This is a genomic window from Paraburkholderia sp. CNPSo 3076 (assembly GCF_026343935.1).
GTDB classification, from domain to species: domain Bacteria; phylum Pseudomonadota; class Gammaproteobacteria; order Burkholderiales; family Burkholderiaceae; genus Paraburkholderia; species Paraburkholderia nodosa.
Genome location: NZ_JAPMAL010000030.1, coordinates 47,503 through 61,260, shown reverse-complemented (window position 1 = coordinate 61,260; position 13,758 = coordinate 47,503). Strand labels below are relative to the sequence as shown.

12 protein-coding genes are annotated in these 13,758 nt (G+C 65.6%); 11 read left to right on the top strand and 1 reads right to left on the bottom strand.

All coding sequences use genetic code 11. From position 1 onward, the window contains the following. Positions 1-46 precede the first annotated feature (46 nt). The 5 genes from M3A49_RS30710 to M3A49_RS30690 all read left to right on the top strand — a co-directional run bounded on the left by M3A49_RS30710 (position 47) and on the right by M3A49_RS30690 (position 6,523). Positions 47-1,477, top strand: coding sequence for an aldehyde dehydrogenase family protein (locus tag M3A49_RS30710; RefSeq protein ID WP_266232336.1), 1,431 nt, complete (start codon positions 47-49; stop codon positions 1,475-1,477). Beyond that, positions 1,474-3,129, top strand: coding sequence for a GMC family oxidoreductase (locus tag M3A49_RS30705; protein WP_266232335.1), 1,656 nt, complete (start codon positions 1,474-1,476; stop codon positions 3,127-3,129). The genes M3A49_RS30710 and M3A49_RS30705 overlap by 4 nt, the downstream gene beginning before the upstream one ends. Before the next feature lie 80 nt (positions 3,130-3,209). Then, entirely contained in the window at positions 3,210-4,493 is a 1,284-nt protein-coding gene (locus tag M3A49_RS30700) for an MFS transporter (RefSeq protein WP_266232334.1), read from the top strand. 118 nt (positions 4,494-4,611) lie between these two features. Beyond that, complete coding sequence (locus M3A49_RS30695) at positions 4,612-5,727, top strand: porin (RefSeq protein WP_416339046.1); 1,116 nt, start codon at positions 4,612-4,614, stop codon at positions 5,725-5,727. 178 nt (positions 5,728-5,905) lie between these two features. Continuing rightward, a complete protein-coding gene (locus M3A49_RS30690; RefSeq protein WP_266232332.1) occupies positions 5,906-6,523 on the top strand; it encodes a histidine phosphatase family protein in 618 nt (205 codons plus the stop codon). Positions 6,524-6,543: 20 nt separating this feature from the next. On the opposite strand, the gene M3A49_RS30685 is transcribed toward M3A49_RS30690, so the two are convergent. Continuing rightward, positions 6,544-7,623, bottom strand: a complete 1,080-nt coding sequence (locus tag M3A49_RS30685; protein ID WP_323183440.1) for a serine hydrolase — start codon at positions 7,621-7,623, stop codon at positions 6,544-6,546. A gap of 206 nt (positions 7,624-7,829) precedes the next feature. Between M3A49_RS30685 and M3A49_RS30680 the strand changes: the two genes are divergently transcribed. The 6 genes from M3A49_RS30680 (at position 7,830) to M3A49_RS30655 (ending at position 13,744) form a co-directional block, all read left to right on the top strand. Continuing rightward, positions 7,830-8,510 carry a MarC family protein gene (locus M3A49_RS30680; protein ID WP_266232330.1) on the top strand — a complete coding sequence of 227 codons (681 nt, stop codon included), beginning with the start codon at positions 7,830-7,832 and terminating at the stop codon, positions 8,508-8,510. Positions 8,511-8,595: 85 nt separating this feature from the next. Further along, the gene (locus M3A49_RS30675) at positions 8,596-9,351 is read left to right on the top strand and encodes a GntR family transcriptional regulator (protein ID WP_266232328.1); all 756 of its coding nucleotides are present in this window, start codon (positions 8,596-8,598) and stop codon (positions 9,349-9,351) included. Positions 9,352-9,387: 36 nt separating this feature from the next. Next, on the top strand, positions 9,388-10,647 hold the full coding sequence (mtnK, locus tag M3A49_RS30670) for an S-methyl-5-thioribose kinase (RefSeq protein WP_266232326.1): 1,260 nt from the start codon (positions 9,388-9,390) through the stop codon (positions 10,645-10,647). Between the two features lie 60 nt (positions 10,648-10,707). After that, positions 10,708-11,784 carry an S-methyl-5-thioribose-1-phosphate isomerase gene (gene mtnA, locus M3A49_RS30665; RefSeq protein ID WP_266232324.1) on the top strand — a complete coding sequence of 359 codons (1,077 nt, stop codon included), beginning with the start codon at positions 10,708-10,710 and terminating at the stop codon, positions 11,782-11,784. Positions 11,785-11,855: 71 nt separating this feature from the next. After that, positions 11,856-12,491, top strand: a complete 636-nt coding sequence (locus tag M3A49_RS30660; protein WP_266232383.1) for a class II aldolase/adducin family protein — start codon at positions 11,856-11,858, stop codon at positions 12,489-12,491. Between the two features lie 137 nt (positions 12,492-12,628). Further along, complete coding sequence (locus tag M3A49_RS30655; protein WP_266232323.1) at positions 12,629-13,744, top strand: sugar ABC transporter substrate-binding protein; 1,116 nt, start codon at positions 12,629-12,631, stop codon at positions 13,742-13,744. Positions 13,745-13,758: the final 14 nt, after the last annotated feature.

The window sequence follows — 13,758 nt, the reverse complement described above, 5'->3', positions numbered from 1 at the left end:
TATCGCGCATGTCACTGCGCATCCCAATCGACAGGAACCGTTAGCCGTGCACAAGATCGACCAGTACTACATTGGCGGGCAGTGGGTCGCGCCCGCGCCAGGCGCGAATATTCATGAGATGGTTTGCCCTGTCACGGAGGCGGTGGCGGGTACCGTGCTCCTCGGCACGCACGCCGATGTCGAGCGCGCCGTCGCCGCGGCCCGCGCCGCGTGGCCCGCGTGGTCGGCCACGCGTGTTGCGAGCCGCGTGGCGCTGCTTACGCGCATCGTCGAGCGCTATACCGCGCGCTATGACGAACTCGCGCGTGCGGTGAGCACGGAAATCGGCGCACCGATCAAGTTGAGCCACGAACTGCAGGCGCGCGTGGGCCTCGCGCAGCTGCAGAGCGTGCGCGCCGCACTGGAATCGTTCGAATTCAGCGAACGGCGCGGCACGACCGAGATCGTGCGCGAAGCCGTGGGCGTTGTCGCGCTCATCACGCCGTGGAACTGGCCGCTCAACCAGATCGCGGCGAAGGTCGCGCCGGCGCTCGCGGCGGGCTGCACGGTAGTGCTCAAGCCTTCGGAGATCGCGCCGCTCGACGCGCGTCTGTTCGCAGAGGTACTCGACGAGGCAGGCGTACCGCCCGGCGTATTCAACCTGGTCTACGGCGACGGAGCGACGGTGGGCGCGGCACTCGCCAGCCATCCCGACATCGACATGGTGTCGATCACGGGCTCGACGCGAGCGGGGGCGCAAGTCGCCTCGAGCGCGGCGGGCACGGTCAAGCGCGTGGCGCAGGAGTTGGGCGGCAAGTCGCCCAGCCTCATCTTCGAAGACGCCGATCTGACACCCGCGGTGAAGGCGAGCGTGCTGGCCTGCATGCTGAATTCGGGGCAAACCTGTATCGCGCCCACGCGCCTGCTCGTACAACGCAGCCAGTACGATGCGGCCATCGAAGTCGCCTGCGCGACGGTCAACGCGCTGCAGGTCGGCGATCCGGCCGCGGCGGATACGATCCTCGGCCCGATTTCCAATCGTGCCCAGTTTGAAAAAGTGCAGCGGATGATCGCGATCGGCATTGACGAGGGCGCGCGTCTCGTGGCCGGCGGCGAGGGGAGGCCCGCGCACTTGTCACGCGGCTTCTTCGCGCGGCCAACCGTGTTCGCCGACGTGCGCAACGACATGACGATCGCGCGTGAAGAAATCTTCGGTCCGGTGCTCGCGATCCTTCCGTTCGATACGGAGGAAGAGGCCGTCGCTATCGCGAACGACACGCCGTATGGACTCGCCGCCTACTTGTGGTCCGGCGACGCGGCGCGCGTTCGGCGCGTGGCGGCACGACTTCGCGCGGGCAGCGTGCAGATCAACGGCGCGAAGATGGATCTCACGGCGCCGTTCGGCGGCATGAAGGCGTCGGGCAATGGGCGGGAGCACGGCGCGTATGGTCTCACGGAGTTCCTCGAATACAAGCAGATTACGGGTTGCGCGGCATGAACCAAACCGCACAGGAATTCGACTACGTCGTGATCGGCGCGGGGGCGGCGGGTTGCGCGATTGCCGCGCGCCTTGCCGAAACCGCGGGCGCGAGCGTCGCGCTCATCGAAGCCGGACCGTGCGATCACCACTACACGGTGTGGGCGCCGCTCGGTATCGCGGCGACGGTGCCGCGCGAAGGGCCACGCAACTACGCGTTTCATACCGAACCGCAAGCCGGCCTGCTCGGCCGCCGTTCGTATCAGCCGCGAGGGCGGGGACTCGGCGGCAGTTCGTCGATCAACGGCATGGTCTACATTCGCGGTCATCGCCTGGACTTCGACGCGTGGGCGAACGCGGGCTGCACGGGCTGGAGCTACGAAGACGTGCTGCGGTATTTCCGCCGCAGCGAGTCTAACGAGCGTTGCGCCGGCCGTGACGACGATCCCTTTCACGGTTCGCGTGGCCCGTTGCACGTGAGCGAATTGCGCTCGCCCAATCCGTTCTCGCAGCACTTCATCGCAGCGGCATTGCAGGCGGGCTTGAAGGTGAACCCCGACTTCAATGGCGTGGACCAGGAGGGCGTTGGCCTCTATCAGGTCACGCAACGCGACGGCGAACGCTGGAACACGGCGCGCGCTTATCTGCACGGCGGGTATCGCGGCGACACGGCGCACAATGGCGGCCGCGAATGGCTCACGGTGCTGACCGGGGCACGGGCGCAGCGCATCGTGTTCGAAGGCGCACGTGCCGCGGCGGTCGAGATATGGCGTGACGGCGTTGTGCAAGCCGTGCGAGTGCGCCGCGAGATCGTGGTGAGCGCCGGAACGTTTCATTCCCCGCAGCTGCTCATGGCCTCGGGCATCGGACCGGCTGCGCATCTGCACGCATTCGGCATCGAGGTCGTGTATGACGCGCCACAGGTCGGCCAGAATCTGCAGGACCATCTGGACATCATCGTGAACAAGCAGGTTGCATCGACCGAGCTGTTCGGGCGCTCCGTGCCGGGCCTGATGCGGCTCGCCCGCGAAATTCACCGCTACCGGCGCGAGCGCACCGGCATGGTCACGTCGAACCTCGCGGAGGCGGGCGCATTCGTGCGAAGTGCGCCGGGCCTCGCCGCACCCGACCTGCAACTGCATTTCGTGCCCGCGATGCTTGGCAACCGAGGCGAAGGCAAGCCGCCGCGCGGACACGGCTATTCGTGCCACGCCTGCGTGCTGCGGCCATACAGCCGCGGCGAGGTGACGTTGCGCTCGCCTCACATGCACGATGCACCGTCGATCGATCCGCGTTTTCTCGGCGACGAACGCGACATGGAAGGCATGGTCGCGGGCGTGCAGCTGGTGCGCCGGATCTTCGCACAGGACGCGCTCGCGCGTCATGGCGGCCGCGAATTGTTCACGGATGACATCGCGCGGGAGGCGGAGGGCGACGAGGCGATCCGCACGTTCGTGCGCCGCAATGCCGACACGGTGTATCACCCGGTGGGCACCTGCCGCATGGGCGCCGACGCGCAATCGGTCGTCGATCCGCAGTTGCGCGTGCGTGGGGTGACGGGTTTGCGCGTCGTGGACGCGTCGATCATGCCTGCGCTCGTGGGCGGAAACACCAATGCCGCCGCAATCATGATCGCGGAAAAGGCGGCGGACCTGATGCACGCTAACATTTAGACGGCGCCCGCCATTACATTTTCTGTTGCTTTCGGATAACGAATCGAAACACGTCGCGTTAGAAACCGAGGTCAAGACTCATGCTTCAGATCGAACAACCCGTGGCCGCGACGCACGCTGTGCGTGCACGCAACGGCTGGGCCACGGTCGCCGCGCTGTTTCTGTTCATGGCGCTTAATTTCGCGGACAAAGCCGTGGTCGGGCTGGTCGCGGTGCCGATGATGCGGGACATGGGATTGAGCCCAGCGCAGCTTGGCATCGTCGGCAGCGCGTTTTTCGTGCTGTTCGCCGTGTCGGCCATCGGCGTGGGCTCGATCGCGGACCGCCTCGATCCCACGTGGCTGCTCGCCGGGCTTGCGCTCGTCTGGGTGGCCGCACAGTTGCCGATGATCTGGCCAGCCAGCTTCGCGACGCTCGTGATGTGCCGCATCGTGCTGGGCGCGGGCGAGGGCCCCGCGTTGCCGCTCGCGATGCACGTGACCTATGAGGCCTTCGACGACCGGCGGCGCAGCCTGCCCACGCTGATCGTGCAGCTCGGCGCGACGGCGGGGCTCGTGCTGGCCGGTCCCGCGCTGACGTTCGTCGAGCAGCGCTGGCACTGGCGTGCCACGTTCCTCGCACTCGGCGTAGCTGGCGTGGCGTGGGTAGCGCTATGGCTCGCGCTGCGTCTTGTGGGGGAGCAAGGTGTGCGCGTACGGCCGGGGGCCGCCCCGCGCGCCGTCACCCCCGGCTGGCGTGTGCTGCGCCCGTACTTCGGCAGCGCCACGGTGCTGACCGTCTTGCTACAGTCGTTCGCGGGCTATGCAGTCGTCGCCTGCGGCATCACGTGGATGCCCGTGTATTTCCGCCTCGGGCTGGGCTTGCCCGCCGCTCGCGCTGGGTGGCTGTTCGGTCTCCAGGTGCTTTTGCAGGTGCCGGTCGGGTTCGCGCTGGCCACGCTCTCGCACATGCTGCTTAGGCGCAACGTCTCGACGCGCATCGCGCGAGGCGTGCTCGTGAGCGCCTGCTGCACGGTCGGCGGCATCTTGCTGTGCGTCTCGTTTGCAGCGTGGCCGCCGCTCGCGAAGGTGGCGCTGGTGGGCTTGGCCTGCGCATTCGCCACTCAGGCGTTCACGTTCGGGCCGCAACTCGTGGCCGAAGTGGTGCCGGGCGCGAACCGCGCGGCCATGCTCTCAAGCGTTCATGCGCTCGCGACGACAGCCGGTTTGTTCGCGCCGGCGCTCATGGGACATCTCGTCGATTCGACTGCGGGCCCACGCGGCTACGAAGCGGGTTTCGGCGCGATGGGCGTGCTGCTCGCCGTAGCGGGCGTGGCGGGCTTTCTGTGGCTGCAGCCTGCAAAGGAGGGCCGTGGGGCGCGCTGAGGTTCGCGTACCCGATTCAACCGGAAGATTTTTGGGCCGGGTTTTTTTAGTAATTCGCAGTGCGATCCATTCCGCCAGCGAGCGGATACCGACAACACAAGAGGAGACATGCATGCGTTTGAAGCTGATTAGCCAGGGTGTGATGGGCGCGACGTTCGCAATGACCGCGAGCGCAGCTTGCGCCCAGACGAGCGTGACGCTCTACGGCGTGGCCGACACGTTCTTCCAGTACCTGAACAACGGCGGTACCGCGTCTGTTTCGCAGCGCAGCGGCGGTTCGACGGGCTCGATGTTCGGCCTGAAGGGTTCCGAAGACCTGGGCAACGGATTCAAGGCCAATTTCGTGCTCGAAAACGGCTACAACATCAACAACGGCGCGGGTTTTGCGGACACGACCGCCTTGTTCTATCGCCAGGCGTGGGTAGGGGTGGCGCACGGTGACTACGGCGCGCTCACGTTCGGCAGGCAGTACCAGCCGAGCTTCCGGGCCGTCTATCCGAGCGATCCGTTTCGCGCCAACGAGGTGCTTTCGCCGCTTTCGGCCGCCGTGCTCGCGACCGATCGCAACACGCTTTCCGCGCAATACGCCGCGGGCCGCACGAGCAACTCGATCCTGTATGTCTCGCCGAAACTGGCCGGGTTTCAGCTCAACGCCATGTATGGCTTCGCTGCGACCGTCACGCAGCCGGTGCCGGCGACCACGGGCAATATTCTCGACGTTTCCGCGACCTACACCGGCTATGGCCTCTTCGTCGGCCTGGCCTACATGAACGAACATGCAGGCACGGAAACCGTGCCGGGCCTGCCGTCCGCCCTCACGCTCGTGGGCACGGAGCACTACACGGCGGCGCTCGCCTACCGTATCGGCATTGTCAACCTGCAGGCGAACTATTCGTATGCGAGCCCGAAAACACCGCCCGCGCATTCGCTCGCGGCTGCGCTCGGCACCGCGCATGCGTATAACGTGACGGAGGTTGGCGCGACGATTCAGGCCACTTCGTTCGACGCGATCCAGATCGCCGGTATTCAGCGCAACATTCACGGCGTCAACGACGAAACACTCGGCATTGAGCTTGGCTACGATCGCCAGATATCGAAGCGCACGAGCCTTTACGCACGCGCGGGCTATCTGAAGAACCACGGCCAGGCGACGATGAGCTGGCCCGGCATTTCCGTCACAGCCCCGCATTCTTCGCAAACGCTTGCGGTGCTCGGCATCTCGCATCTTTTCTGAAGCACATTACTACGGAGTGCAAATAGATGGTGGCGCGGCATGACAGCCTCGTCGCTTTCGATATGCCTTCATTTTGCCATGTGCAACAAGAGGGTAGCGGCACGGCGAAACGCCCTCAAAACAGGTATGCTGCTGGCATCCCGTGTGTCCCGCGCGGGGCACGAACGTGGAGTTCCCGATGTCTGCCAATCCTGTCAGTGTGTCCTCCGGACTGCGCGAAGTCTGGTTGATCCGTCATGGTGAAACGGAATGGAGCCTTTCCGGGCAGCACACCGGTCGCACCGATATCGCGCTCACGGGTCACGGACGCGAGCAGGCGCGCTCGCTGGCGCCGTCGCTCGCCGCACAGCACTTCGACGCGGTGCTTTGCAGCCCGATGGCGCGGGCCATCGAGACGTGCCATCTCGCGGGCCTCGGCGACGAGATGACCATTTCGGCCGAGTTGCACGAGTGGGACTACGGGATTTACGAAGGCCTCAAGACAGCGGATATCCGCAAGACCGAACCCGACTGGAGCGTGTGGCATTCGCCCATCGCGCATGGCGAGGATCTCGCACGCGTCCAGGCGCGCGCTTCGGCGCTGATCGAGGGGCTGCTGGCGATGCGGGGCCGCGTGGCGCTCTTTTCGCACGCGCATTTCCTGCGCGCATTGGGGGGCTGCTGGGCTTCCGGTTCGGCGGCGCTCGGCGAGCATCTGTATCTCGACACGGCTTCGGTCAGCATTCTCGGCTTCGACCACGAAAGCCGCGCCATCCGCCGCTGGAATGCGCTCGGCGAGCGCAGGGCGTTGATGTGAAGGAGCCCCGACGCGCTCGCTCAGCGCAAGGAGCACGACAGCCAGTGCGCGATACGCACGCCGTCCAGGCGCGAGCCCTCGGGCGTGGCGCTCCCTAGCAGGGTGACGATCACGGGCCGCCGGCCGTGCACCATCACGCGCATCACCATATTGTGGCCGGACTCGTTGATGAAGCCGGTTTTCTGCACGCTCGCGCGCACCCGCCCGTAGCGGACCAGCCGATTGCTGTTCACATACTGCAACTGCCCCTGGCCGGTGGTCACGCGTTCCTGATGGTCGATCGAATAGCGGCGAATGAGCGGATAGCCATTGGCTGCGCGCACGAGGCTCGCCAGTTCGCGCGCGGTTGAGACGTTCTGCGGCGAGAGTCCCGTCGCATTGACGAAATGCGTGTGCGTCATGCCAAGACGCTGCGCTTTCGCGTTCATTGCCGCGACGAATGCAGGCCGCCCGCCCGGATAGTCGCGGCTGAGCGCCGAAGCCGCACGATTTTCCGAGGACATCAGCGCAACGTGCAGCATGGTCGCGCGCGTGAGCGACGCTCCCACGCCGAGGCGCGAATGCGTGAACTTGAGCGTGTCGAGATCGGCGGTCGTGACGGAGAGCCGCTGTCGCAGCGGCGCATGCGCACTATCGAGCCAGACGATGGCCGTCATGAGCTTCGACACCGAGGCAATGGGCGCCACCGTATCGGCGTGGCGCGCGTAGAGCGGCGTGTGGGTGTTTTCGTCGACGACGTAGATCGCATGCGAAAAGAGTTGCTTGCGCGATGCCGGCGTAAAGCCGCAGCGGGCGAGCAGGCGAGGGGCGTGCGCGTTGCTGGCGCTCGCGTGCGCGGCGTGATGCGGCACCGGCGGCGGGCCGTGTCTGGGCTTCGCGCGTTTGGTGCGGCGCTTCGGCCCGGAGAGTCTGGTGGAGGGCGCGTCGGCAGGCATCGAACGATGCGCGGGCTTCGTTTTGTGCGCGACTCTCTTTTTCTTTTTTGGCGTGGCGTGGACGGTTCTTTCGGCCACGGTGTGATGAGCGGCTGCATGGGCGCCGACCGGCGCCGCGCCGGCCGCGAGGCCCGCGACGATCAGGGCGAGCAGGCTGGGCAGCAATCGAAGTCGGGAAGCAAGGGGCATCGACAGATGAGCTTGAACGTTGGGTCTGCGCGGCGCGCGTCGAGATTTCGCGGCATTGTTCGAGCCGCATCGGCCCATGAAGTTCCATTCCGGTTCCATAATCGTCATTCAATCGGACCATCGTCGTATTGAACGGGCGGCGAGCCGGCCCGTATACTCCGTGATGCCAAGGGGGAACAGAGATGCTCAACCAACTCTCCGACACCTTCCTGCTCGTCTTCGCCGGACTCTTCCCCGTGCTCAATCCGCCCGCGGCCGGGTTCATCGTGCTGAGCATGCTGCCGCATGCGACCGCCGGCGAACGCGCATTTCTCGCGCGGATCATCGCCATCAACAGCCTGTTCATTCTGCTCGGGGCGCTGCTGATGGGCGCCTATGTGCTCTCGTTCTTCGGCATATCGATACCGGTGTTGCGGGTTGCGGGCGGGCTGGTCATCGCGTTCGCCGGCTGGAATCTGCTGCACAAATCGCCCGATGGCGCGGAGGCGGCACAATCGCAGGCGCCGCCGGACTCGGTGCGCCGGGCGACGCTGCGTGCCACGGCGTTCTATCCGCTCACGCTGCCGGTCACCGTCGGACCGGGGTCGATTGCGGTCGCGATTGCGCTTGGCACTGGCCGGCCGCGCGGTCATGTGCAACTCGTCAATGTCGTCGGCGTGCTGCTCGCCCTGATCGTTCTTTGCGGCTGCATCTATCTCTGTGTGCGTTTCGCGGGGCACGTCGGCAAGCGCCTCGGACCGGTCGGGACGGAAGTGCTCATGCGCCTGCTCGCCTTTGTGCTGCTGTGCATCGGTCTGCAGATCTTGTGGCTCGGGATCGAAGATCTGCTCGAGTCGGTGCCGCTTTCGGTGAGCGTCAAATAGCGCAGCGCGCCGCCGCCGCCCTCGTCATGTTGCGGCGCATGAAAGGGAAAACCACGAGCCCATAACATCAGACGTCTGATGTAGATTGGAGCCCAACGTAGCCAACCCACGCAACCTTGCGGAAGACATGCGCCTGAGCGTCGATCAGTCGATGTGCGAGCGAATCCAGGATTCGCTGCTGGAAATGATCCGCGAGCGCTCGTTCAAGCCGGGCGATCAAATCCCCCCGGAGCCCGAGCTTTGCGAGCTGTTGGGCGTGGGCCGCTCGAGCCTGCGGGAGGCGGTCGCGCAGATGATTTCCCACGGTCTCCTCACGCGTGTGCACGGCAAGGGGACCTTCGTCAGACAAATCACGCTCAAGCTGCAAGGCGGTCTGGATGATCTGATGTCTGTGACGGACATGATACGCAGTGTCGGTGCGGTGCCTTCGACGAGCCGCTTGCAGGTGAAGACGATCGCGGCTTCGGGCAGTCTCGCGCACAAGCTCGGCCTCGCCGAGGGCGAACCCTGCGTGCGGTTCGAGCGCGTGCGGCGTGCCGACGATGCGATCGCCGCTTACTGCATCGACATCGTGCCCAAGGCACTGCTCGAAGGGCAGGAACTGGGCGAGTCGCTGTTCGGCACGCTGGAGCGGGCGGGCGTTCGGCTCTCCCACACCCATAGTTCGATCCAGCCGACCGTTCTCACGCCGCGGGATTTGCCGGAACTACAGGAGAGCATCGGCATGTTCCTGCTGATCGACGAAGTGGATTTCGACGAGACCGGCCGCGCGGTCTGCTACAGCAACGACTATTACAACGCCAGCATTTTCAAGTTCGATCTCGTGCGCAAGCGACGTTAGGCGGGCCAGCGGCCCATTTCCGGACAGGAAGAACGTATGCACTTCGAAGCTTTCAACTCTGCCGAATTGACCGCCTATCTGCTGGGCATTCCGGCCGTTTGCGCAAGGCTCGGCGACGACAGGGAATTACAGGTCGTCGAAGTGGGCGATGGCAATCTGAACTACGTCTACTTCGTGAGCAGCACGCGCGACCCGCGCCTGAGCGTCGTGGTGAAGCAGGCGCCGCCGTACCTGCGGCTGGTCGGCGAAGCGTGGCCCTTGCCGCGCGAGCGCATGGAGCGCGAAGTGGCGGCGTTGCGCCGCTTCGGCGCGCTGTGTCCCGAGCACGTGCCGAGCGTCTTTCACGCGGATAGCGAGAAGTTCCTGATGGTGATGCAGCGGCTCGATTCGCATCGCGTGCTGCGCGGAGGGCTGATAGACGGCATCGTGTATCCGCGGCTCGCCGATCACATTTCCACGTTTCTGGCCCGCACGCTCTTTCATGGCTCCGATCTCTATCTTGCGCCGGATGCCAAGAAAGCGGCCGTCGGCGGCGACATCAACACGGAACTGTGCAGAATTACCGAGGAACTCGTCTTCACGTTTCCGTTCGAAGATCATCCTTCGAACGTCTATAGCCCCGGGCTGCCTGCGGCTGCAATCGAACGGCTGCGCACGCACGAACCGCTGCGGCGTGCGGCAGGCGAGATGAAGTGGGCCTTCATGAACCATGCGGAAACGCTCGTGCACGGCGATCTGCATACGGGCTCGATCATGGCGAACGAGCATGAGACGTATGTGATCGACCCCGAGTTCGCGTTCTACGGGCCGATGGGCTTCGACACGGGCGCGTTCATTGCGAACCTGCTGCTCGCCTGTTACGCGCGCGACTGGCACGACCGCGAGGCGGGACGCGATCCAGCAGCCTATCAGGGCTGGCTGCTCGAGCAGGTGGAGGCCGTGTGGAACGCCTTCGCGCAGAAGTTCGGGCAGATCTGGCGGCTGCACGAGCGCGAAACCGGCCACGCCTATATTGGCGGTCCGGCGGGTACGCGCGCTGCGGACGCTTTCCGCGACGATTTCATCAAACGCCTCTTCGCCGATACGCTCGGCTTTGCGGGCTGCAAGATGATCCGCCGCATCGTCGGCATGGCGAAGGTGGCGGAGATTACGAGCATCAAGGACGACGCGGTGCGCGCGCGCGTGGAAGTGCGCTGCCTGAAGCTCGCCGAAGGGCTGCTGGTACGGCGCCGCGAGCTGGCGTCGATCGAGGCGGTCACCGCGTTGGCCGCACAGGTGCTCACCGAACCTGCGTAAGTGAATACAGACTGCCGCATGAGCGGCAGAGCCCGGACAACCGGCATCGACGGAGAGCTTATGACGTTGCAGGCGCAGCAATCGAGTCTTCCGCCCACCATCGAGTGGCGCGACGGCACCCTTTATCTGCTCGACCAGACGCGATTGCCGCGCGAATGCGTGGTCGAGGCCGTGGACAGTGTCGAGGCCGTCTGGCGCGCGATCCACGAGCTGCGCGTTCGCGGCGCACCCGCGATCGGCGTCGCGGCCGCCTATGGCCTGTGTGTGGCGATGCGGCACGAGCGGGCAGATTCGCGCGATGCGTTCCTTGCGCGTCTTGAAGCGCACGCCGCGTATCTGGACAGCGCGCGGCCCACCGCGGTCAATTTGCGCTGGGCGCTGGAGCGAATGCTCTCACACGCACGCGCGCAGTCCGACGCGACAGGCGCCGCGCTGTATGAAGCGCTCGTTGCCGAGGCGAAGCGCATTCATCAAGAGGATATCGAGCTGTGTGCGCGGATCGGTGAAGCCGGACGCGCCCTGATCGCGCCCGGCAGCGGCGTGCTCACGCACTGCAATGCCGGTGCGCTCGCCACTGCCGGCATCGGCACGGCGACCGCGCCGCTCTATTGCGCGCACCGCGACGGCGTGGCGTTTCGCGTCTATGCAGACGAGACTCGGCCGCTCCTGCAAGGCGCGCGGCTCACCGCTTACGAACTGCAGCAGGCGGGCCTCGACATCACGCTGATCACCGACAGCATGGCGCCGACCCTGATGGCCCAGGGTCTCATCGATCTCGTGATCGTCGGCACGGATCGCGTGGCCGCGAACGGCGACGTCGCGAACAAGATCGGCACGCTCGGCGTGGCGATCGCCGCGAAGCATTTTGGCATTCCCTTTTATGTGGCGTGTCCTTCGTCCACGCTGGATCTGCGCACCGCCAGCGGCGCGGACATCGTGATCGAGGAGCGCGGCGCGGCGGAGGTGACACATCTCGCAGGGCAACGCACCGCGCCCGAGGGCATACAGGTGCGCAACCCCGCGTTCGATGTGACGCCCCATGCGCTCGTGTCCGGCATCGTGACGGAGCGGGGCATCGTGCGCGCGCCGTTCGAGGCGGGTCTTGCCGCGCTTTTCGCGACCGGAGCGGCAGCGTGAGCGGCGCGAGCGAAGGCCGTCGTGCGGGCGAGACGGCGGAACGTGCGCGCGACACGCGGGCGGAAACCGAAGTGCGCCAGCAGATCGTCGATACCGCGCGCGAGATGGAGCGTCTCGGCATCAATCAGGGCACGTCGGGCAACGTGAGCGCGCGCTGGCATGACGGACTCCTGATTACCCCGAGCGGCGTGCCGAGCGCCGCGCTCACGCGCGAGGGCATCGTCTGGATGCCGCTCGACGTGCGCGACGACGATCCGCTCTTCGAAGCGCACCGGCCTTCGTCGGAGTGGCGTTTTCATCGCGACATCCTGCGCGCGCGCGCCGACGTGAACGCCGTGGTCCACACGCATTCGCAAGCCGCGACGGCGCTCGCGATTCACGGCCGCGGCATACCCGCGCACCACTACATGGTGGCCGCGGCGGGCGGCAATTCGATTCGCTGCGCGCCGTATGCGACCTTCGGCAGCCAGGCGCTCTCCGATCACGCGCTCGAAGCGTTGCACGAGCGGCTCGCGTGCCTGCTCGCGCATCACGGCGTTATTGCGCTGGGGCGCGATCTTGCACGGGCGTTGTGGCTGGCGAACGAAGTGGAGGTGCTCGCAAAGCAGTATTTGCTGGCCTGCCAGCTCGGCGAGCCGCCGCTGCTTTCCGACGCGCAAATGGAGGAAGTCATCGAGAAGTTCAAGGGCTACGGCCCGCGCAAGTAATACGCACTCGCTCGCGCGTCCAGGCAGTCGTTGCAATGCAAAACACACGCGGTAGATACGCGGTAGACACGATTACGCAGTCGGTTGGCGGTTCGCAGGTCAGTCAAAAACCAGCAGATCAAAGACAGGAGACGGTGATGGCGTGGAGTTCAGCAGGGTTCGACAGATGGGTGGCGCGCAGCGCGCGCATGGGAGCCGCGGCCGGCGTGACGATGTTCGCCGCCGCGGCAATGCTGGCAGGCTGTTCGAAGAGCGAGTCGCCTTCGACCACGGCGACTGCGTCCGACGCCGCCGCCGCGAGTGCGCCGGCGCAGGCCGCAGCGGCGGCGCCGGCAGTCACGAAGATCAAGGTTGGCTTCTCGATCGCCACGCTCAATAACGCGTTCTTCGTCGGCCTGAAGAATGGTGTGGAGCGCGGCGCGGATAAGCAGGGCTTCGATCTCGTGCAGACGAACGCCAACGGCGACGCACAGCAGCAGGTCAACGACACGCTCAATCTGCTGAGCCAGGGCGTGCAGGCGATCGTGCTCAATCCGATTGATTCGAAGGCGATCATTCCGGCCGTCGAGAAGGCCAATTCGATGAACGTGCCGGTCTTCATGCTCGACCGGGGTTCGGACGGCGGCAAGGTGACCTCGTTCGTCGCTTCGGACAACGTAGCGCTTGGCGCCACCGGCGCGAAGTGGATCGCCGACCAGTTGAGCAAGCGTTATGGCTCGCCGAAGGGCAACGTGGTCGATTTGATCGGCCTTATCGGCACCACGGCGGCGACGGATCGCGAGAAGGGCTTCTCGGAAGAGATCGCGAAGTATCCCGACATCAAGGTCGTCGCGCGCCAGGAAGGAGGCTTCGACCAGGAGAAGTCGCTCAACGCGATGACGAGCATTCTGCAGAAGTATCCGCAGATCGACGCGGTATTCGGCGCCAACGACGACAACACGGTGGGCGCGGAAAAAGCCATCGACAATGCGGGCCGCTACAAGCCGCTCGGCGACCCCGGCCACATTATGGTGATCGGCGCGGACGGCACGGCGCAGGCGCTTTCGGCGATCCGCGCGGGCAAGCAGGACGCGACGATCTCGCAGAACCCGATCGGCATGTCCGCGAAGGCGATGACGTTCATCACCGACTACGAGGCGAAGAAGGACGTGCCCGCGAACTACGCGTGGCCGACCTATCTGATCGACAAGTCGAACATCGATTCGGACGCCGCGAAGCAATACGGTCTGTGGGCTCTCGAAGTCAAGCAGTAACGGGCGGTCTTAAG